This window comes from Mucilaginibacter inviolabilis, from assembly GCF_011089895.1.
Lineage (GTDB): Bacteria > Bacteroidota > Bacteroidia > Sphingobacteriales > Sphingobacteriaceae > Mucilaginibacter > Mucilaginibacter inviolabilis.
Window position 1 is genome coordinate 306,028 of record NZ_JAANAT010000005.1, and the last position, 20,914, is coordinate 326,941.

Annotated in this window: 19 protein-coding genes; 8 read left to right on the top strand and 11 right to left on the bottom strand. The window is 43.8% G+C overall.

Annotated elements, in window-relative coordinates; translation table 11 throughout:
* Positions 1-138: 138 nt before the first annotated feature.
* Entirely contained in the window at positions 139-699 is a 561-nt protein-coding gene (locus tag G7092_RS27990) for a DUF922 domain-containing protein (RefSeq protein ID WP_166095116.1), read from the bottom strand.
* 21 nt (positions 700-720) lie between these two features.
* The gene (locus tag G7092_RS27995; RefSeq protein ID WP_166095118.1) at positions 721-1,668 is read right to left on the bottom strand and encodes an SPFH domain-containing protein; all 948 of its coding nucleotides are present in this window, start codon (positions 1,666-1,668) and stop codon (positions 721-723) included.
* Between the two features lie 65 nt (positions 1,669-1,733).
* On the opposite strand from G7092_RS27995, the gene G7092_RS28000 reads away from it, so the two are divergent.
* Positions 1,734-1,946, top strand: a complete 213-nt coding sequence (locus G7092_RS28000; RefSeq protein WP_235953960.1) for a hypothetical protein — start codon at positions 1,734-1,736, stop codon at positions 1,944-1,946.
* 104 nt (positions 1,947-2,050) lie between these two features.
* Here the strand turns inward: G7092_RS28000 and G7092_RS28005 are convergent, their stop codons facing one another.
* The 6 genes from G7092_RS28005 to G7092_RS28030 form a co-directional block, all read right to left on the bottom strand.
* Positions 2,051-2,512, bottom strand: coding sequence for an SRPBCC domain-containing protein (locus G7092_RS28005; protein ID WP_166095121.1), 462 nt, complete (start codon positions 2,510-2,512; stop codon positions 2,051-2,053).
* Positions 2,466-2,837, bottom strand: a complete 372-nt coding sequence (locus G7092_RS28010) for an ArsR/SmtB family transcription factor (RefSeq protein WP_166095123.1) — start codon at positions 2,835-2,837, stop codon at positions 2,466-2,468. Before G7092_RS28010 ends, G7092_RS28005 begins: the two co-directional genes overlap by 47 nt.
* A gap of 402 nt (positions 2,838-3,239) precedes the next feature.
* A complete protein-coding gene (locus tag G7092_RS28015; RefSeq protein ID WP_166095127.1) occupies positions 3,240-3,533 on the bottom strand; it encodes a hypothetical protein in 294 nt (97 codons plus the stop codon).
* A 79-nt stretch (positions 3,534-3,612) separates the two neighbouring features.
* The gene (locus G7092_RS28020) at positions 3,613-5,958 is read right to left on the bottom strand and encodes a S9 family peptidase (RefSeq protein ID WP_166095129.1); all 2,346 of its coding nucleotides are present in this window, start codon (positions 5,956-5,958) and stop codon (positions 3,613-3,615) included.
* Between the two features lie 70 nt (positions 5,959-6,028).
* On the bottom strand, positions 6,029-7,165 hold the full coding sequence (locus G7092_RS28025; RefSeq protein WP_235953961.1) for a CapA family protein: 1,137 nt from the start codon (positions 7,163-7,165) through the stop codon (positions 6,029-6,031).
* A 170-nt stretch (positions 7,166-7,335) separates the two neighbouring features.
* Positions 7,336-7,923, bottom strand: coding sequence for a C40 family peptidase (locus G7092_RS28030; RefSeq protein ID WP_166095133.1), 588 nt, complete (start codon positions 7,921-7,923; stop codon positions 7,336-7,338).
* Between the two features lie 497 nt (positions 7,924-8,420).
* Between G7092_RS28030 and pdhA the strand changes: the two genes are divergently transcribed.
* Both pdhA and G7092_RS28040 read left to right on the top strand, forming a co-directional pair.
* Positions 8,421-9,416 carry a pyruvate dehydrogenase (acetyl-transferring) E1 component subunit alpha gene (gene pdhA / locus G7092_RS28035; RefSeq protein ID WP_166095135.1) on the top strand — a complete coding sequence of 332 codons (996 nt, stop codon included), beginning with the start codon at positions 8,421-8,423 and terminating at the stop codon, positions 9,414-9,416.
* 121 nt (positions 9,417-9,537) lie between these two features.
* Complete coding sequence (locus G7092_RS28040) at positions 9,538-11,208, top strand: dihydrolipoamide acetyltransferase family protein (RefSeq protein ID WP_166095137.1); 1,671 nt, start codon at positions 9,538-9,540, stop codon at positions 11,206-11,208.
* A 482-nt stretch (positions 11,209-11,690) separates the two neighbouring features.
* On the opposite strand, the gene G7092_RS28045 is transcribed toward G7092_RS28040, so the two are convergent.
* On the bottom strand, positions 11,691-12,218 hold the full coding sequence (locus G7092_RS28045) for a DinB family protein (RefSeq protein WP_166095140.1): 528 nt from the start codon (positions 12,216-12,218) through the stop codon (positions 11,691-11,693).
* Between the two features lie 722 nt (positions 12,219-12,940).
* Here G7092_RS28045 and G7092_RS28050 point away from each other — a divergent pair.
* The 5 genes from G7092_RS28050 (at position 12,941) to G7092_RS28070 (ending at position 17,787) form a co-directional block, all read left to right on the top strand.
* Complete coding sequence (locus G7092_RS28050) at positions 12,941-13,369, top strand: cytochrome B (protein ID WP_166095142.1); 429 nt, start codon at positions 12,941-12,943, stop codon at positions 13,367-13,369.
* A gap of 232 nt (positions 13,370-13,601) precedes the next feature.
* Positions 13,602-15,011: an anthranilate synthase component I family protein gene (locus tag G7092_RS28055; RefSeq protein ID WP_166095145.1), complete on the top strand. Its 1,410-nt coding sequence runs from the start codon at positions 13,602-13,604 to the stop codon at positions 15,009-15,011.
* 74 nt (positions 15,012-15,085) lie between these two features.
* Positions 15,086-15,697, top strand: a complete 612-nt coding sequence (locus tag G7092_RS28060; protein WP_166095148.1) for an anthranilate synthase component II — start codon at positions 15,086-15,088, stop codon at positions 15,695-15,697.
* Between the two features lie 186 nt (positions 15,698-15,883).
* Positions 15,884-16,666 (top strand): indole-3-glycerol phosphate synthase TrpC, encoded by a 783-nt coding sequence (gene trpC / locus G7092_RS28065; RefSeq protein ID WP_166095150.1) that lies wholly within the window; start codon positions 15,884-15,886, stop codon positions 16,664-16,666.
* Positions 16,667-16,941: 275 nt separating this feature from the next.
* Positions 16,942-17,787: an SDR family oxidoreductase gene (locus tag G7092_RS28070; RefSeq protein ID WP_166095153.1), complete on the top strand. Its 846-nt coding sequence runs from the start codon at positions 16,942-16,944 to the stop codon at positions 17,785-17,787.
* 64 nt (positions 17,788-17,851) lie between these two features.
* Here the strand turns inward: G7092_RS28070 and G7092_RS28075 are convergent, their stop codons facing one another.
* Positions 17,852-19,435, bottom strand: coding sequence for a hypothetical protein (locus G7092_RS28075; RefSeq protein ID WP_166095155.1), 1,584 nt, complete (start codon positions 19,433-19,435; stop codon positions 17,852-17,854).
* Positions 19,436-19,782: 347 nt separating this feature from the next.
* Complete coding sequence (locus G7092_RS28080) at positions 19,783-20,685, bottom strand: M57 family metalloprotease (protein WP_166095158.1); 903 nt, start codon at positions 20,683-20,685, stop codon at positions 19,783-19,785.
* Positions 20,686-20,914 lie beyond the last annotated feature (229 nt).

A 20,914-nucleotide genomic window follows, 5' to 3' on the forward strand; every position in this document is an offset into this window, starting at 1 on the left:
TGGCGAAGGCGTTTAATATTAAAAAACTATGTCATTGCGAGCGTAGCGTGGCAATCTCCTCGCGTTCATACATACGAGGAGATTGCTTCGTCGTTCCTCCTCGCAATGACATGATAAATATAGATTCAACATGTCCTTTTACCGTCCTTCCCTATCCTCTACCGGCATAAACTGTAACTGCCTCTGAAAATACACATCCCAGCTGTGCTGCTGCACGCGGTTGGTCATGTGTTCGGTATCTTCATCATAATCGGTGTTCATTTGTTTGTATTTGTTATCGATACGGTTGAACAGGTTCATGGCCTCGTATTGATAATTGCGGCTGAAGCGGGTTTTGCCAATTTCGCGCAGTAATTCCTGTTGCTCCAGATAGGCAATGGTATAATGACCCTGCTCATGTTTTAATACTTCGGCCAGCGCCTGGTTGGATGTTACCCGGCTCCTGTCGAGCCATGATCTTTCGGTGTTCAGGATCAGCTTTACAAAGGCATTGAGCATATAGCCCCCGTTTACACGGCTGGCCTGGTACTTAAAATCAAGAGTGCAATTGGTATAAGCAACAACGCCGCGTGCATTTACACGCGGCGCGCCACCAAAGTCGTTGATGGTGAGTTGATGGAATTGCTGAGCCTGTGCCCTGGTTATTGTTATTAAAAACAGGGCTAATATTAACGCCCCCTTCAGCCATCTTACATTCATGAAATACGCAGGTTAAAACTTTTACTTTTTGACACCTTTGACGGCGTCATTATGCAAAAGGTTTAAACTCATCATTTCTTTTAAAGTATGCTGCATCTGGTCGGTTGAGCCATCCAGGAAGATCACGTTGCCCTGTGAGTTTTCGGCAAAATGCTTGATGGATTCTGTCCACATGGTAAACATGATCACCGAAGTATCCATATTGGCCTCGGCCATTTCTTTAGCGGCTACAGTCATACCGCGGGCTACTTCCTCACGGAACAGCGCGATACCCTGGCCGCGTAGCTGAGCGGCCTCACGCTCAGCCTGCGCCGATATTTTGATAGCGTTACCTTCGGCCTCTGCAGCTTTTGTTTTGGTGATGAGCAATGCCTGGCCTTCATTCTCGGCCGCTGCTTTCAGGTTATTGGAAGCCACTACCTGGCTCATGGATTTCATGATCACATCATCAAACGTAATATCGTTCAATTGCAGATCCTGCAGGTGATAACCCCAGCTTTCCAATATCTGGTCAAGCTGTTCTTTTACGTGTTCTACAATATCACGCCTCAATATTAACACTTCGCTTTGGCGTTTGGTGGCTACAAAGGCGCGGATAGAGCCCTCAACCGTACGGATAAGCGCCTGCATGAGGTTACGCTCATCAACAAATTTAAAGGCTACGTTTTTAATGGTTTCTTCCTGCTGGTCAAGCACGGAGTACAATAGCATGGCCTTGAAATAAACATTAGCCTGGTCATAAGTTACCGCCTGGAACTCCAGCTCCACCGAACGGTTCTGGATAGATATTTTGGAGTATACGTTTTCGATGAAAGGCAGTTTAAAATTCAGACCCGGTGTAAGTATGCGCCGGTATTTTCCAAACACGGTGATCACTACTATAGTGCCCTGTTTTACAGACACAAATGAGGTTGATAAAATAATAAGCAGGATGAGTACAATTAACCCAAAAGTAATTTCGGCTGTCATGATTGATAATATTTAAGTAAATAAATGTAGTATTAATTATTGGTGTGTTATTTGTTTTTATAAAAATGCTTTATAAAACAGCACCAGATAACATGAACCTGAAACGAACTTTTGGAGCCATATTAACCATACTCGGTATCATTGGCTTAATTTATACCGGGCTGGGTGTCATTAACCACAGCAGCCAAACCACAACATTGGTAGTTGTAGGTATTATAGCCATTATATTTTTCTTTACGGGCATCAGCCTAATCCGTAATACAAAAGACGAAGCTTAGGGCTTCGTCTTTTGTATTACGCCAGGAGACGCAAGTATGCGTCTCTGCAAAAACAAAAATGTAGAGACACATATTTGTGTCTTCCATCGTTTATTACAAGCATCTTATTTGCTGTCGGATCTACTCTCCAGTTTTGAAAGATACTCTTCCAGTTTCTCAACATTTTGTTTCAGTCCTTCATCGGCTTTGTGTACTTTAACAACAGTTTCAAGTATTTCTGCGGTGTCGAACACCATTGTCCATTCCATTTGAGTTTCATCGCCTTTGGATTCAAAAAGAACGGTAGTAAAAAAATGCGGATTGAAATGTTCAAACACAATTTTCTTTAAGGGGATAATTTCCTTGTAAATGCTCTTGTTCGGATAGTCGGTACCATTGGGTCCATGCATGGTCAGGTTCCATTCGCCCTCTTCCTTAAAATTCATTTTGTGAATGGTGGTGGTAAAGCCGTTTGGCCCCCACCAGTTTATAATATGCGCAGGATCTGTCCAAACCTCCCACATCAATTCAATGGGAGCCTTAAACGTTCTGGTTATCCGCATCTCGCGGGTTTCTGTTTTTTCCATGGTTTCTATCGTTTTGAATTTTTGCTATATAGTTTTCAAGGTTATCAAAGCGGGCTTCCCATATCACCCGTATCTGATCTAACCAAACATCAATCTCTTTCATTTTATCCATTTTGATCTGGTAGTAGATCTCCCGGCCTTGTTGGTTTGATTCTACAAGACCGCATTCTGTAAGGATCTGAATATGTTTGGATATGGTAGACCGGGCGCCATTAAAATTATCGGCAATAGCACCGGCAGTAATCGTCTGTGAAGCTAAAAGCGCGAGGATAGCCCTTCTTGTGGGATCGGCTATGGCTTGAAAAATATCTCGTCTTAATATCATCTTGTCGTCAAATAACGACAAATATATGCAACGCCAAATGACGACGCAAATTTTTATTGCATTTTTCTATTCCGTTGATTAATGAAACCCATCATGGCTATTTACAAAGTACACGATCTGATGGGTTTACACTTAAACCCGTTATTTGGCAATAAAATAAATTCAATTATTTGACAATCAAACAATTACAATAATATTAACCATGAATTATGTAAACCATGTAAACCCACATTTAACGCCCTCTGGGCCTCCTTACAGGTATCTTGAACCGTTTCTGAGCCTGCTTTATACCTCAGGGTCTTCTGCGAGAGACCCTGAGGGGACAAAAAAAGGCCCGATTAATTATCGGACCTCTTCTTGCTGAAACAGGCAAAAGTTTGATATGCTCCTTGCTTTTGATTCTTATCTACCTTGTTCTTTGCTTTTAAATTTATCCAGGTTTGACTTTTTAATTTCATTTATTAGTTCATCCGGTGTCTTCTTTCTCCGAACCTGTCTAGATGAACTTTCTGAAATGAATTGACTGTAAATAAAAAATCCCAATGTTATCAAAAATCCCAACACTATCCAGCCGGCATTTCTATCTACAACATCTCCTTTATCACTGAGACGCACAGCTACAACTAATAAAAAAGATAATAATAAGAGTAGTATTGCAAGTACCTGAAGGCTGAAAACAACTCTTTTTCTTTTCATAATGGTGCCAGTTAGATAAAGATAATGCAAATTATTTAGTCTATGGTACGGCGTTAATATTATACCACAGACTAGAAACTTACTGCGCGCTATTCCGCGGGTCGGCTTTCGCTTTTAATACATATTCTTTAGGTGTTCCGGCACCTGCCAGGTTCTTTACAAAATAATCCCAGCGGCGGCGCATCATGTAGTATGAATTCTGTCCATAACCATGGGCATTGTTCGGGAATACCACCAGGTCATAATCCTTATTGGCTTTTTCCAGCGCTTCAATAACCAGTAAGGTATTGTATGGTGGCACGTTATCATCCATTAAACCATGGGCCAGCATGAGTTTACCTTTCAGGTTTTTAGCATAGTTCTGATTAGCTTGAGCCTCGTAGTTGGATGTACCATCTGCTAGAGGTGTTAACAAACCGATATAGCGTTCGCCCCAGTCGTCCTCATAGTTACGGTTTTCATGATTTCCGGATTCGGATATACCCACCTTGAAAAAATCGGGAAAACGGAACATAGCCGCAGCAGTAGCAAAACCACCACCTGAGTGGCCCCAGATACCTGCTTTATTGATATCAATGTAAGGATACTTTTGAGCCAGCTGCTGCATGGCGGTAACCTGATCGGGCAGCGTATTTTCAGACATGTGGCCATAGTTCATGTCATGATAGCTTTTTGAACGCAGCGGGTTACTGGTGCCTTCAATCTTAACAACCACAAAACCCAGTTCAGCCAGAGCCTGGCAATCGCCATGAGCAGATGCGAAGCCCCAGTTGCCTACACTTCCACCCTGCGGCCCCGGGTAAATATTGTTAATGATTGGATATTTTTTATTGGGATCCATGTGGGTTGGCACAAACATCACCCCATAAATATCGGTTTGCCCATCGTGTGCTTTAACCGTAACCGGGACAGGCGCTTTCCAGCCCGAAGCCAGCAGCCTGCTGATGTCTGTTTTCTCCAGCGTGCTGATCAGCTTACCGTTCAGGTCGCGCAGTACGGTTACCGGTGGCACATCAAATTTGGAGTAACTATCGATAAAATAATTCTCATCTGGCGATAGCGTGATCTGGTGAATACCATCACCCGGGCTCAACAGGGTAAGTCCCTGGCCATTAAATCCAACTTTGTACAGGTGGGTATAATATGGATTGCCCAGCTCGCGGCCATCGGCCAGGAAATAGATCTGGCGGTTCTTTTCGTCCACTTTTAACAGCTCGGTTACTGCCCAATCGCCTTTGGTGATCTGGTTTTTAACCTTGCCCGTTTGCGCGTCATATAAGTACAGATGGCCCCAGTTGTCGCGTTCTGAAAACCAGATGATCTCGTTGGTTTTGGCCAGGTATTTCCAGTTGATAGTACCCTGACCCGACTCGAATTGTGTAGCTACAGTTTCTTCAAAAATCTCTTTTACAGCACCTGTAGCAGCATCAGCAATACGAAATTTTTCTTGTTTGTGATCGCGCGAGGTGGATACAAAAGCCAGCTTGGAGGCATCGGCGGTCCAGTCCACATCATCAAAAGTGCCGCTACTGGCAATATCATCGCTCAGGGTGGCGCGGTGCGGATCGGGAGCAACCTGTATATTGATCACTTTGGGTTCATCTACATTAATGATCACCCGGCTTATCATCGCGATTTCCTTATCACCCGGAAGCGGGTACTTCCATGCCTTCAACGTTGGGTGACCAACATTGGTAGTTACCAGGTACATATCACCTACATTGCGCTGATCTTGCTTAAAGGTGGCTATCTTCTTAGAATCTGGCGACCAGCGAATGATAGGTCCGTCTGATGATTTCCAGCCTGCATTATCGGTAGCGTAGCCAAAATCTTTTACGCCATCGGTAGTGAGTTGGGTTTCTTTCCCGGTCTTAATGTTACGTACCCAAAGGTTGTATTCTTTGATGTAGGCTACCTGGCTGCCATCGGGCGAGGCAACCTCGTCATCACCACCTCTTCTGCGGGTATGCGCCTTACTTTGGCCAACCATAGCATTATCTGGTGTACACTGATAGGCTTGCAGATCGCATTTCCATGATTTACCGTCAGCAGCAAAAGAGATAGATTTCAGATCATCCGAAAAATTAAAAGTATGGAAAGGCAATTTATTACCCTCGTAGTTTTTACCCGTAGCTGTTGATATCGCTGCGGCAAGTCTCTGTTGATCGAAAGCTTGTTCACGTGTTTTTTTAGCGGGATCAACCAAAATAAATTCGCTGCCTTGGGGTGTTAGTATCCGGTACCAGAATTTATCGCCTGGCAGCCAGTTAGGCATTACCCTGCCATGATCAACCAATTGCTCGGTGTTATAACCCAGGAAGCTTTCGGCATGGTCGTAATCCTTGTCAGTTAAAGTGGTGTTTTGCTGTGCATTTGCTGTCCAAACAAATGCCATAGCGGTTAATGATAATACATATTTATTCATACGCTGATTAACGTGTGTTTAAAGGGTTATTTTTTTTAAACGATTTGCAAATTAATGCTTTTTAGCGGAGCTATTGGTTGGGCTCTGTAACTTTTGTGAGGGAATTATCAAAGCGGGAAACAGCGGTTATCTCCCCACTGTCAGCAATGTTCAGACCGGCATCCGGAAAGTCGGTTTCGGTTAGCATGCGGATGCGGCGCATGGCTTGGTTCAAGGTATCCCTCACCAGTCCTTTATCATGTGCCTGCTTAAACGAAATAATACGCCCGCTCAAAAATTCGCCTTTTTTATTAACGTAAACTTTTAACAAGGGAGCCATACCACAAATACCGCTTACACTTACACATTTATAGGTACAAAAATTTCCAAGGCTATAAGCTATCAACCGGTTCTTATACATTTCCATGGCACGATTCACATGCGGACCGTTACCAAATATCAAATCGGCGCCGGCATCAATGGCGTTGTGGGCAAAGGCATGCACATCGCCCCGCTTTTCGCCGATGAATGATTCCACCGCGAAAGGTACATGCTCATGGTCGACACCTTCGCCACCACCATGGAAAGATACGATGACCACATCACAGCGTTGCTTCAGATCGCTGATGATGCGGGCAGCCCCTTTCAAGTCATGTATAGATACCGTATTGGCATTGGGCGCAAAGGAGCAAAAACCATAGCGCACACCATTCACCTCAAATACCGTTGAGGGTTTAATCTGCAAACCGGCATAGTTTATCCCCAGGCTGTCCAAAGTCTTGGTGGTACTTCTGCGGCCATGAGCGTCAAAATCATTGATGTGGTTATTGGCTAGGCTCAACAGATTAAACCCGGCATTTTTTAAAACTGATCCGTAACGCGTAGGCATCCGGAATAAATAAGCCTTACTTTTTTGATGAAGCTTAAAATGAGCTGGACCACCGGTATCTACAAGGGCCCCCTCCAGGTTGCCGAAGGCCACATCTGTGTTTTTTAATTCGGGAAGGGCGGCTTTAAAACTGTTGCGGCCACTATCGGGTGGCAAGGTGGTACTATCGGGATAAGAGGTCCCCAACATAATATCGCCAACGGCGGCAATACAAAGGGAGTCGTGCTGTACGGGCGTGGGTTTTATTGGGGGCGATACCTCTTTTGCGACCTGATGCTTTTTATGCTTAACAACCGGCGGCCTGCTTTGCACAGGGTTTTCGCATGCCTGTAAAACCATTAATAAGCAAGCTGTTAAAAGCAAAAACTGCAACCTTATAACAAAAAAAAATCCCCTCATATTTTTGAAGGGACTAAAGTAATTTTTTTATTCCGGATTGTTACCAACGGATTTTTATCAGCTAAACAAGTAAAAATCCACAATCGAACATCCAAAGTCCGAAATCAGAACTAATTATTCTTGTCGTCGTCAGTTTCGGTAGCCGAACCGGTAAATTCATTTTTAAAAGATGCCAGTAAACGGCCGCCTTTGTAAAAATAACGGCTGTAATAGTTATCATCCAGGCTGCTGATCGCTACACCTTTTGATGAAGCATGTGCAAAACGGCCATTACCCAGATAAATGCCTACATGAGAAATTCTGCGGCTGTGTATCTTAAAGAAAACCAGGTCGCCTTCTTTCAGATCATCTTTACCAACAGGGTTTACCATGCTGAAAATATCGCGTGAGCTTCTTTTAATATCCAGGTTAAAAACCTCGCTGTATAATTCTTTTGTGAATGCCGAGCAATCGATTCCTCTTCTTGATTCACCGCCGAAATGGTAAGGGGTTCCTATCCAATCGTATACAAAGTGAAAAAGTTTCATGTTTGAGGTGGCGGATAACGCTACACCCATGATCTGAGATAAATAAGTTTTAGCTAAACTTTCCTGCTCATCAGGAGCCTTTTCGGCAGCGGTGTTCGGAGTACTTGCAGTTTGAGCTTGTGAAGCTAAAACGCTGAAAAGTAGTACTATAGCAAGAGTAATTTTCTTCATTTAACGCGTTAGTTTGTTGTTAGGGGCAACAAATTGTTTATTAAATCAGACACTTATGTCCACCAGTGGCTACAAAACTATCTATATTTTTTAAAATTGCAAATAAATGGCAGTTTTTTTTCAAAAAATATAAATATAATATCTATACTAAAAATCTTATCAATCAAAGCCCATCTCTATTACGCCTATGATACTTTTAAAGTTACCTTTTGGGCTTATTTTTCCCCCTTTGTGTAAAAATTACATGTTACAAACAGTCTAAAAACGTTTAAAAATACCGTTAAAACGTATTATCAGGTCAAAAAGGCTTCGGCAATATGAGCATATAGCCATATAATGTTTGGTTAAACTTCTAAAACGCGGTTAAGGCTGCTCATTTATAACCCATTCTTAAAATAAAAGATAAAACATCACAACAAATTCGCTCCGGTTTCGATATTTTCAAGGATATATTTAGATTTGCGCTTTACTCCAAGATTATTGATTGTTTTAATTACATGAGTTCAATCGAAATTAATAAAGACACTTACCTGATGTGGTACGAACAAATGCTGTTAATGCGTAAGTTCGAAGAAAAAGCAGGACAGTTATACGGACAACAAAAAATCAGGGGCTTTTGCCACCTGTATATTGGGCAGGAGGCTGTACTGGCCGGAGCCATGTCTGTAATTAAACAGGAAGACAGCATGATCACCGCTTACCGCGACCACGCTCATGCGCTTGCCAAAGGTGTAACTCCCAATGCGGTAATGGCTGAGTTATATGGCAAAGCTACCGGATGCTCAAAAGGCAAAGGTGGTTCTATGCACATGTTTGACAAAGAAAAACACTTTTACGGTGGCCACGGTATCGTAGGCGGTCAGGTACCACTGGGTGCCGGTATCGCTTTTGCCGAAAAATATAAAGGTACCGAGTTTGTAAACATTGCCTACATGGGCGATGGCGCCGTACGCCAGGGCGCACTGACCGAAACCTTTAACATGGCTGCTCTATGGCAATTACCGGTAATTTTTGTTTGCGAAAACAACGGTTACGCCATGGGTACTTCTGTTGAACGTACTACCATCCAAACAGATATCTATAAATTAGGCTTACCTTACGGTATACCATCATCAGCTGTTGATGGTATGGATCCGGCTGCGGTACACGTGGCCATGGACGAAGCTGTACAGCGCGCACGCCGTGGTGAAGGACCAACCTTCCTGGAAATGCGTACTTACCGCTACAAAGGTCACTCCATGTCTGACCCTCAAAAATACCGTACTAAAGAAGAGCTGGAAAGCTACAAAGCCAAAGATCCGATAGAAGCTACCAAACATACCATATTGGAAAAAGGCTATGCTGATGAAAAATGGTTTGAAGAGATCGATGCTAAAATAAAAGACATCGTTGATGAGTCAGTTAGGTTCTCTGAAGAATCACCATGGCCGGAAGCCTCTGAACTATATACCGATGTTTATGTTCAGACAGACTATCCATACATCAGAGACTAAATATTAAGTTCTGAGTCTTGAGTTATAAGTTTTAAGTCGTTTTTTGACTCCTAACTTAATGCTTCAGACTCAAGACTAACTATTATATTTATAAGAAATTTTTAAAACATATAAATAGTATATGGCCGAAGTAGTTAAAATGCCTAAAATGAGCGATACCATGACCGAAGGGGTATTGGCGAAATGGCATAAGAAAGTTGGCGACAAGGTAAAATCAGGCGATGTATTGGCCGAGATTGAAACCGATAAAGCTACCATGGATTTTGAATCGTACCAGGACGGCACCCTTTTATACATAGGTGTTGAAGAAGGCAGCGCTGTTCCGGTTGATGCTGTTATTGCCGTTTTGGGTAAAGAAGGCGAAGATTACAAAGCTGTACTTACACAGGATGGTGGCGCTCAGAAACAAGAAGAAAAAGCTGCTGCTCCTGCAAAAGTCGAAGATAAACAGCCGGCACCAGTTGCTGCTGCTGCGCCAAAGGTTGATCTGTCAAGCATACCGGCTACCGTGATACGTATGCCTGCCCTTAGCGATACCATGACCGAGGGTATTATTGAAAAATGGAACTTTAAAGTTGGCGATAAAGTAAAATCTGACGACTCACTGGCCGATGTAGCAACCGATAAAGCTACCATGGAAGTTGTGGGTTATGAAGCAGGTACACTTTTATATATAGGTCCAAAAGAAGGCGAAGCTGCGCCTGTTAATGGCATTATAGCCATTGTAGGTAAAGAAGGCACCGATATTACACCTTTACTACAGGATGCAGGAAGCTCACCCGCTGCCACCGCACCTGCAGAAGAGGCTGCTCCTGCCGCTAAGGCCGAAGCACCGGCAACTGCTGATGCAAATTCAGCTTCATCAACCGCTGATGACAGCCGCGTTAAAGCATCACCGCTTGCCCGCAAAATAGCAAAAGATAAAGGCATCAACCTGAATGATGTAAAAGGCAGCGCCGAAGGTGGCCGTATCATCAGGAAAGATGTGGAAGGATTTGTAGCACCGGCTAAAACAGCTGCAGCTCCTGCAAGTACCGAAGCTGCCGCAGGCTCCCCTGCATCTGCAACACCGGCAAAAGCACCTGTTACTATCCCAACCTTTATTGGCGAAGAGAAATTTACCGAGAAACCGGTTAGCCAGATGCGTAAGGTAATTGCTAAGCGCTTAAGCGAAAGCTTGTTTACCGCTCCGCACTTCTACGTAACCATGAGCATTGATATGGACCAGGCTATTGCGGCTCGCGCCAAGATCAACGAGGTTGCTCCTGTTAAAATATCATTTAATGATTTTGTGGTGAAGGCTTGTGCCATCGCGTTAAAACAACATCCTAACATAAATTCATCATGGCTGGGCGATAAGATCCGCTATAATGAACACGTTAATATTGGTGTTGCCGTAGCGGTTGACGAAGGTTTGCTGGTACCGGTGGTACGCTTTGCCGACGGAAAATCACTAAGCCACATATCTGTTGAAGTAAAAGACTTTGCACAGCGTGCCAAAGCAAAAAAACTGCAACCATCTGATTGGGAAGGTTCAACCTTTACCATATCAAACTTAGGTATGTTTGGTGTTGATGAGTTCACAGCCATTATCAACTCACCTGATTCTTGTATCCTTGCCGTTAGCGGAATACAACAGGTTCCGGTTGTTAAAAACGGTGCAGTAGTACCGGGCAATGTAATGAAAGTTACCTTAAGCTGCGACCACCGCGTGGTTGACGGCGCAACAGGTGCCGCATTCCTGCAAACACTGAAATCATTACTGGAAGAACCCGTAAGATTATTGATATAATTTTTGATTTCGGATTTCGGAATTTCGATTTCGGATTTATCATAAGAAAAAGCGGTGAAGTATAGGCTTCATCGCTTTTTTGGTTTTATAAACAACCCGTATTTATGTTTTCTTCCCCGTCAGCAGAACAGCTTCAGGTGAAAGCGGGCGGAACAATGGTGGTTTGTGCGGCTGTAGGGGCATAGCAAGTTTTTGCTGAAGCGGAGGACTGTGAGAACGAAGTGGAGCAAAATAATTGCAGCCCGTGGTTCTGCCTGCTTTGCAGGGCAAAGGCCATGAGCGTAAAGAAGCCTTTCTGCTGACTTGATGTTATTCGCTGCTGTTTGTTTTTTTATTGGTGCTCATTATCTCGCTTCGCTCGGTCTGATTACTTTGTATCAGGACAAAGTAACAGCCCCAGCGGCAATTGAGCGCTCTACGATTGACATTATCCCCACGACATAAAACGCCGTTTCAAAATAACGCGTGTGCCTGACCTTCTTTTAGCCCCCCAGATGCCCTATAATATTCTTAAGCTGCTCTGTATGCCGTTGCGCATGATAAACGGCCTGATAAGCCCATTCCAACCGGGTAAGGTGACCGATAGTAGGAAACTCCCAAAGTAAACAGGTGTCAGTCAGGTCTTTTACTTCAACCAGGTAAATCAGGCTGTTATATACCGTTCTGAGCTTTTTGATCAATATATCCCGGTCATAAAGCTGGGTTGCCGGCGCGATGGATGGCGCTGATTTAAATTTCAGGTCGAAATTCAAAAACATATCTTTTACACTTTGCACATATTGATCGGGCGCGCGGTCGGTTACTTTTACAGGTCCGCTTAATACCTCCACAGCGCTCCCTATAGATAATACCATGTGTTCTATCAGTTCGGCAGCTGTCCAGCTGCCTTCAAAAGGGATACGGTTAACTTCACTTTGCTTAACGGGTTCAAATAAATTCAATTGCGCCTGAGCTACAGACCCGATCAGGACTGGCAGGGGTTGTACCAAAGCATTTTTTTGTTGTTCCATGATTTTATGATATTCTTTGATATGTCAAAGTTCGGCACATCGGCTTAAATACGTAGGTGGCAATAAGGACAAATTCAGGGTGATTTGCGACAAGAAATCCTTCTAAAGGACAATAAGCCCGTTAAGTGGCAGAAAGGATGAAAATGTTCAAAAAGAGGGCTGTCACCCTGAGCTCCGTCGAAGGGTAGAGCGTAGAGGCCCGCCCACCATGCTTCGACGGAGCTCAGCATGACAGCCTTGGCAACTGTCTTTTCATGAACTATTACGTTCAAAAGTGGGTTTACATGGGTTTACACTTTTTAGGGCTAACACTGGTTTAAACAATTGATAATCAATAAATTATATTATTTTCTTCAAAAAAAGTGTAAACCCAGTTTTTGAGATAAAAAGTAACATTCTTAATTCCCTCCCCACGGGAGGGGCGCGATGGGCGGGTGCAATGGCAGGGAGGGGTTTCTACGCACGATGATTATCCTGTTCCATAAACCCCTTTCTCCCCTTCCCGGGGGAAGGAATCGCACAAGGCCTTGGCTCTTTTGATGGCTGTCATGCTGAGCCCGTCGAAGCATGGTGGATAAGGCCTCTACGCTCTACCCTTCGACGGCGCTCAGGGTTACACCCGCAATGACGGATGAATGCATAAATCCGTTAATCAATTGTCAAATAATCGTCCTCCTTTTACAGCTTTTGCTTTTATTGTATATTCACAAAAAATTTATGTTATGACGCTTTATAGCTTTCTTCAGCATCTTCATTCCGGTTTCAGGTACATTGTAGTGGTGCTTGTTATTGTGGCAGCCCTGTTGGCGCTTCTTGGTCTTACAGGTAAAAAACCTTATACCGAAGGCAACCGCAAGCTCAACCTGTTTGCCATGATCTCGGTGCATACACAATTGCTTATTGGTATTGTATTGTACTTTGTAAGCCCATTTGTACAGTTTACTAAGGATACCATGAAAAACCCGGCTACCCGTTATTTTACTGTAGAGCACTGGGTTATGATGCTTATTGCCATTGTGTTAATCACCATTGGTCACAGCAAATCAAAAAAGGCGGCTACCGACGAAGAGAAGCACAAAGCTATTTTTGTATTCTATATACTGGGTTTGATCATCATTTCAAGCGGTATCCTATTAATTCCACGTGGCTAATAGGATTTAGCAAATAAATAATTTCAGAAAAAATTTGACAATTCAAATTTCTTTCTAAATTTGTGACCACGATGATTAAAAGCACTCATAAAAACAGCTGGTGGCACCAATTAAATTTGGCAGCCGGTTGCGTTTTTAGTCAGAGATAACTAATCAATTGTAAACCTAAATAGGAAACCCGGCGACCCCAATTCGCCGGGTTTTTTTGTTTAATACACTTTTTGAAACTAACATGAACAAATTTAAAATAACCACTACCCATAAAAAGCTGCTTGCGGATACCACCACGCCGGTAAGCATTTACCTGCGCCTGCGCGATGTGTTCCCCAATTCGCTGCTGCTCGAAAGCTCGGATTACCACAGCCGCGAAAACAGCTTAAGTTATATCTGCTGCGAGCCTATTGCCGGCCTGGTTTTGAATAATGGCATCCTCAAAAAGACCTATCCGGATGGCAGCCTGGAGGCGCATGAAGCAGGCACATTTGACCTCATCGACCAGATCAACCAGTTTATAGCGAGCTTTGATACCGACGCCAATCCGGGTAAGATCATCTCAAACGGGCTATTTGGTTACTTTACCCATGAGGCGGTAGAACATTTTGAAACCATCAAACTCAAACAAAGCACCGATACTACCCGGCAGATCCCGGTAATGCAGTACCACGTTTACCGCTACATCATCGCGGTTGACCATTTTAAGAACGAACTCTACATCTTTCATAACCAGGCCGAAGGAGGCCCCACCAACGGCGGCATCGAAAAACTGGAATACCTCATCAAAAACAAAAACTTCCCTGAGTATAACTTCAAAAGTATAGATGCAGAGCGCTCAAACCTCACCAACGAGGAGTTTATCGCCATTGTGGAGAAGATGAAACAGCACATTTACCGGGGTGATGTTTTCCAGATTGTGCCGTCGCGGGCTTTCTCCCGTACCTTTCAGGGCGACGAATTTAATGTTTACCGTGCCCTGCGTTCCATCAACCCTTCGCCCTACCTGTTTTATTTTGATTTTGGCGATTTCCGCATTTTTGGCTCATCGCCCGAGGCACAGATCACCGTTAAGAACAACGTGGCCAGCATATTCCCAATCGCGGGTACTTTTAAACGCAGCGGCGACGACGAAAAAGATGCCGAAATAGCCCGCAACCTCGAGAATGATCCCAAAGAATCGGCCGAACATGTGATGTTAGTGGACCTGGCCCGTAACGACCTGAGTCGCCATTGCGAGCAGGTACAAGTGAAGGCTTTCAAAGAAGTACAGTACTATTCGCACCTCATACATCTGGTATCGCACGTAAGCGGCAAGCTGTTGCCGGGCGTTTCTTCCTTTAAAATTGTAGGCGATACCTACCCTGCCGGTACGCTGAGCGGTGCGCCAAAATACCGGGCAATGGAAATTATTGACGAAAATGAAAATATAAAACGCAGCTTTTACAGCGGCGCTATCGGCTTCCTGGGTTTTAACGGCGATTTTAATCATGCCATCATGATCCGCTCGTTCCTCAGCAAAAACAATACACTGCATTACCAGGCGGGCGCAGGCATTGTGGCCGGTTCCATACCCGAAAGCGAGCTGAAGGAGGTGGACACCAAGATATCAGCACTGAGAAGAGCGGTTGAACTGGCGGAAGAACTGTAGAAGCCCCCTACCCCCCTGAAGGGGGAACATAAACACAATGATTAGAAGACATATCCAACATAAGATATCATAACATGAACGAGCAAATAAGCAAGTCCAACACCCCCTTCAGGGGGCCGGGGGGCATCCTAATAATTGACAATTACGATTCCTTTACCTATAACCTGGTGCATTTGGTTAACGAGCTTGGCCTGCAGTGCGAGGTTTGGAGGAACGATAAATTTGCCATCGGCGATGTGGACGCTTTCGATAAGATCATCCTTTCGCCGGGACCAGGCATTCCCTCAGAAGCTGGTTTGCTGCTGGAGGTGATCGAAAAATACGCGCCTACCAAAAGCATTTTCGGCGTTTGCCTGGGGCAGCAGGCCATTGCCGAAGTATTTGGCGGCAGTTTATACAACCTGAGTCAGCCGATGCACGGGATAGCCACACCCATCAAGGTAACCAATAAGCACGAGGAGCTTTTTAAAGGCCTGCCAGACAGCTTTAAAGTTGGCCGCTATCATTCATGGGTGGTGAGCAACAAAGACTTGCCAGACACGCTGCAAATAACCGCTATCGACGAAGAGGATAACTCCATTATGGCACTGGCCCATCGTGAATATGATGTTCGCGGCGTGCAGTTTCACCCGGAATCCATACTTACCGAGTACGGCAAGGAAATGATGCACAACTGGTTGAGTTAATACAAGCGCAAAAATGATAACTTTGCGTTAATTTAATCGCAAGCGAGTCATCCTGAACTTGTTTCAGGATCCCTCAGGACATTAGTTCGTGAGTCTCGCTTGTGGGGTGCCGAAACAAGTTCGGTATGACCACATTATATTTATAATTTAAATCAAAAATTCCCCCTTTAGGGGGTTAGGGGGCTCATGAACATACTTGATAAAATAGTTGCCAATAAAAAAAAGGAAGTAGCATCTGCCAAAAAACGCGTTTCCTATGTTGAACTGGAAGAGTCGGAATATTTTCATCGCGAAACATACTCCTTTAAAGAGTTTTTACTGGACCCGGAACGTAGCGGTATTATAGCCGAATTTAAGCGTAAATCGCCATCCAAAGGCATTATTAATGATAAAGTAAGGGTTAGCGCTGTAACCAATGGTTATGCCAGCGCGGGTGCCTCGGCCCTGTCTGTTTTAACCGATCGCAACTTTTTTATGGGCCGCAAGGCCGACCTGGTAAAAGCCCGCTCTGTCAACAATATCCCCGTTTTGCGTAAGGATTTCATGATAGATGAGTACCAGGTGATTGAAGCTAAATCATTAGGTGCTGATATTATTTTGCTGATAGCTGCCATACTTACCCCTGCCGAAATTGATACCATGGCCACACTGGCCAAAAGCATCGGCCTGAATGTGCTGCTGGAGGTGCATAACCTAGAAGAGCTGGAACGCAGCATCCACCCCAAGCTTGATGCCATTGGCGTAAATAACCGCAACCTGGCCGATTTTACCGTATCAGTCGAAACATCCTACCAACTGGCCAAACATATCCCGGCAGAGTTCATGAAAATATCCGAGAGCGCCATCAGCGACCCCGAAACTATCCGCCACTTGAAATTGGCAGGCTTCAATGGGTTCCTGATCGGTGAAACTTTTATGAAACAAGCCGACCCTGCCCAGGCTATGCGCGATTTTGTAGCGGAGTTATAACAGGCGCTAAAAAACTTTTTAAACCTTGACTTTTAACAAATTTCTGTTCAAAATCGAGGTAAAAACAGCTTAAAATCGCTCGAAAAAAGCACGTTTTAACGCTTTTAACAAATTGCAACGCGGTTTTGATGCGTTTTGAAAAGTTTAAAAAGTATTAATTTATTGATATACTCTCTTTCCGCGCGTCATTGCGAGAAGGCATTCCTCCCCCCCTGTCGGTTTTGTTCTATTTTTCCATTTCATGGCCCTCTAATTTTGATAAAAAATTAATGACCATGAACAATCAGGAAAACACTAAAAAGCAAATATTGGTACTGGGTGGTACCGGAAAAACCGGCAGCCGTGTGGTGAGCAAGCTGCAACAACTAGGCTGGCCCGTACGTATTGGCAGCCGCAACGCGGCTATACCTTTCGACTGGAACGATCAAAGCACCTGGGCTCCGGTGCTGCAGGATATCGATTCCGTTTACATCTCTTATCAACCCGACCTCGCCGTTCCCGGTGCGGCCGACACTATCCGCAGCCTGACTCACTTGGCCGTTAAAAGCGGTGTTACTCATCTGGTACTGCTCTCGGGCCGGGGTGAAGAAGAAGCACAGGCCTGCGAAAAGATGGTGATAAATGCCGGTGTAGATTGGACCATTTTACGCGCCAGCTGGTTTTGTCAGAATTTTAGCGAAGGCTACGTTCTGGATCCGATCTTGGCCGGACAGGTTGATCTGCCTGTAGGCCATGTGCCCGAGCCTTTTATTGATGCGGATGATATTGCCGATGTAGCCGTGGCTGCTTTGACTAATAATGGCCATGCCGGACAGGTTTATGAATTGACAGGGCCACGTCTGCTTACCTTTCGCGATGCTATACAGGAAATAGCGGCTGCGCTTAATCAGCCCATTCAATACCAACAAATTCCGATGGATGCTTATAAAGCCATGCTAAGGGAGTACCAGATACCCGATGATTATATCTGGCTCATCAGCTACCTGTTTACCGAGGTACTGGATGGCCGAAATGCCAGTTTGGCCGATGGCGTTGAGCGCGCACTGGGGCGCAAACCCACCGATTTTTCGGAGTATATCCGCAAGGCTATAGCAACCGGGGCATGGCAGGTTATAGCATAGATAAAACAAAGAGCCGTCGTTTCGGGCGGCTCTTTGTTTTTATCTTATCTGTGTTTTATTCTCTTTAATTCAGTATCGTAGTTACGTTATTTGCTTTAAAGCTTTTTATAATAGTGTATCGCCCGCTTCCGTTGTTTGGTACAACGTCAAAAGTAATTCTTAAAGCGTAGCCTGTAACAGCCGGCGACCAATTGGTTGGCGGGCCCTGGAATTTTCTTGAAAAAGCAATAACCCCCGAGCTGGTATATGCATTATAGGTTACATCCGATGGGGTTATATATTCCTGACTATACCCGGTGCCGCTAACTGGTGATTTTGCATCTATCAATATATATTCCTTTTTTAAATTCTGGATAGTTGCGCCCGAGGCATCTGAGTTAACCAGGTCGTTATTCCAAACAATGGAGAAAGAGCTTTGATCTAACTCATACGTTACGTTAGTTGTTGATCCTACTTCCTCTCTCGCTTTAGATATGGACGTTAAAACCACCGGGGTTCCGGAAATATTAAAAACACCTAGTTTTTTCTGATATCTCGGAATTATTCCGCTCTCATTTGAATTTAAATTCTGTGTGGCCGAAATCAAGGCGGTAAATGTACCCAGGCCAGTCGGCGAATCAGTTCCGGTTCCGTCGAGCTTTATGGTGGTATTGAGTTTCAGCTCTACCTTTTCAGAGGAGTAATTGGTTCCAGATGAGCTTTTCCCCAAAATAGCATTAAACAAGCTTTTGGGTAATGATTTTACTGTGCTTGATGTTTTAATATCTTTCAGAGCACTATCTGCTACCTGTGAAAATTTGAGTTTGCTCAACCCATCTTTAAAAACAGCTCCCAATACTGTTGATGCCCCGGCAGAAAGTGCCGACTGGCCTATACTGAGCGCTCCATTGATCAATGTTGAGAAAAAACCGCTGCTTGTTGATTGGGGCACCTGTATAGTGCCATCCAGGGTTCCGGATTGTGTACCGTTAAAGCTATAGGTAGTCACATTCTGTGCATAAAATCCAAGTTTAAATGAATTATACTTATAATCATTAGAATTGGGGTCTGAGTACAAAGCATCGTCATAAGCCAGTTGAAATTGTTCGGCATACCAGCATCCGTTGGGTTGAACTTTTTTCTGCAACTGGACCCTGGTGGTGTATAATAACCTATTGGGATTGTCAACTAATTCACCCTGTTCAAAATTCAGTATGTTGGAATTGTTTTTTGTGCCATTTAAACCCAGCTCCCAAACAATATTTTTTGTGGGACTAAAGTTACTGTTATCCAGGTAATAATAAATGCGCAAAAGCCCCCTGTACCTGTTATAAATAACAAAATATTTTTTTTGGTCAATCGGCGTCCCGGATGTAAATGTATTTAAGTACAGCTCCCAGCCATCATTAGGGTTAATATCGCTCAAATACTCGGTCGGGAACTCGCGTGAAGTGCCACCCGCAAACGGCGACAGCACCTGAGTGCTTCCCCAGGGATAAGTTTGATCCGTCCAGGTTAATGGTGGAGGTAAAATATTATCAACCTTTTTTTTATCGGGTGAAGTTGTGGTTGTATGGTCGGCTACTAAATCTTTTTTGCACGATGATACGCCGATTACCAGACATACAGAAAGCAGGAAAAAATAATGTTTAGATTTTTTAAAATACATAATAATTGTTTGTTGTTCAGGATAAAACTTATTAAATAGATATGGTTAATTACATATAATTTTAAAAATGGTTATTACTTAACCACAACAGAGGCAAGATTTGCCAAAAACGAAATAAATAACTTATCAGGTTTAAATATGACCAAATATATAAACTTCCAACATATATAATTTATCTAAACGAAATTTTACACAATACTTATAATAATATAAGATGGTAAAAAAATATTTTTTGGAGAAGATATACCCCAGTTGCAGCCGATATTGGTAAATGGTGCGCAGATTAGTTATAAACAAAGAGTGGCCCTATTCGGACCACTCTTTGTTTTATCATAAATTATACTGTACTATTTTTTCACCGGGTAAAGTGATTCTATAGCCACCACATCACTTGGGGTAAACGGACGATCGGTACCGTCGCTGCAGGCCAGCATCCATGAGCCGGGTTCGCCGCCTATTGGGGTACCTGGTATATAAAAAGCAAGGCCACCCTCGTCAACGGGTAATTTAAAGAAAGCCTGTAATATCCCTATCCATGAAGAAGTATCATAACCGCAGCTATAGGCCCTGTTTTGGAAATCGGTATGCCTGAAACCAATAGCATGACCCATTTCGTGGGCAATAACGGTGGTGAGTTCGCCCTTATCCTGAAAAGTCTTCGTATACCTGGAACTATTCAATGCAATAGGCGTTGCCGGTCGGCCATCAGCCCCAGGAAACCCTGACGATTGTCCCAGGATGTTAGGGTCTCCAAACTGTTGCCCCTGGATCAATATATCCTCTTTATCAGTGGAGGCCGAATCCAATAACGTAAACGTAAGTGTTAAACCCAGGTCGTTATACCGTTTGATGGCATTCTTGGCCGCCGTGGTAAATACCTGCTGCGACTCGCCTGCGCTCACCCTCACCTTGATGGCATTGGTTAACCCGGTAACAATAAACAGGGTGCGATATTGTTCTGTTACAGGTTTCTTGAATATCACCTCGTTTACATGCTGGCTCTGAAAATCAAGGTCGGCCTGTTTCAATAAAATATCCCCTTCCACAATAAAACCGTCTTTAACCCGCACGGCGTTTGTAGGCGAAAAACCAGCTTTAGCAATACTTAATTGCTCGTCCTGGGTAAGTGCTTTGCTGGTAACCTGCGGCCCGGCCGGGGTATTATTTTTTTTACAGCCAAACGCTGCCATGATGGTTAATAAAACCGCCAGAATAATTGTTTTTTGCTGTGGTAGGGATTTGTTTTTCATTTTTAGTCGGTAAATAATGATTTGTTATAATAAATAGATAATTGCTTATAGAGCAATAAACATAACGTTTTTTATTACACAACTTTAAAAATGCACAACTTGAATAAATATTATAACCAATAGTTAATAAAAAGATTAGCGAGATCTCCTTTCCTTCAGCTGAGCCACAAAGAGGGAGGACCAGCAAAGCGAAGATCGGGTAAGTCGACCTGAGGTTACTTTAAAAGAA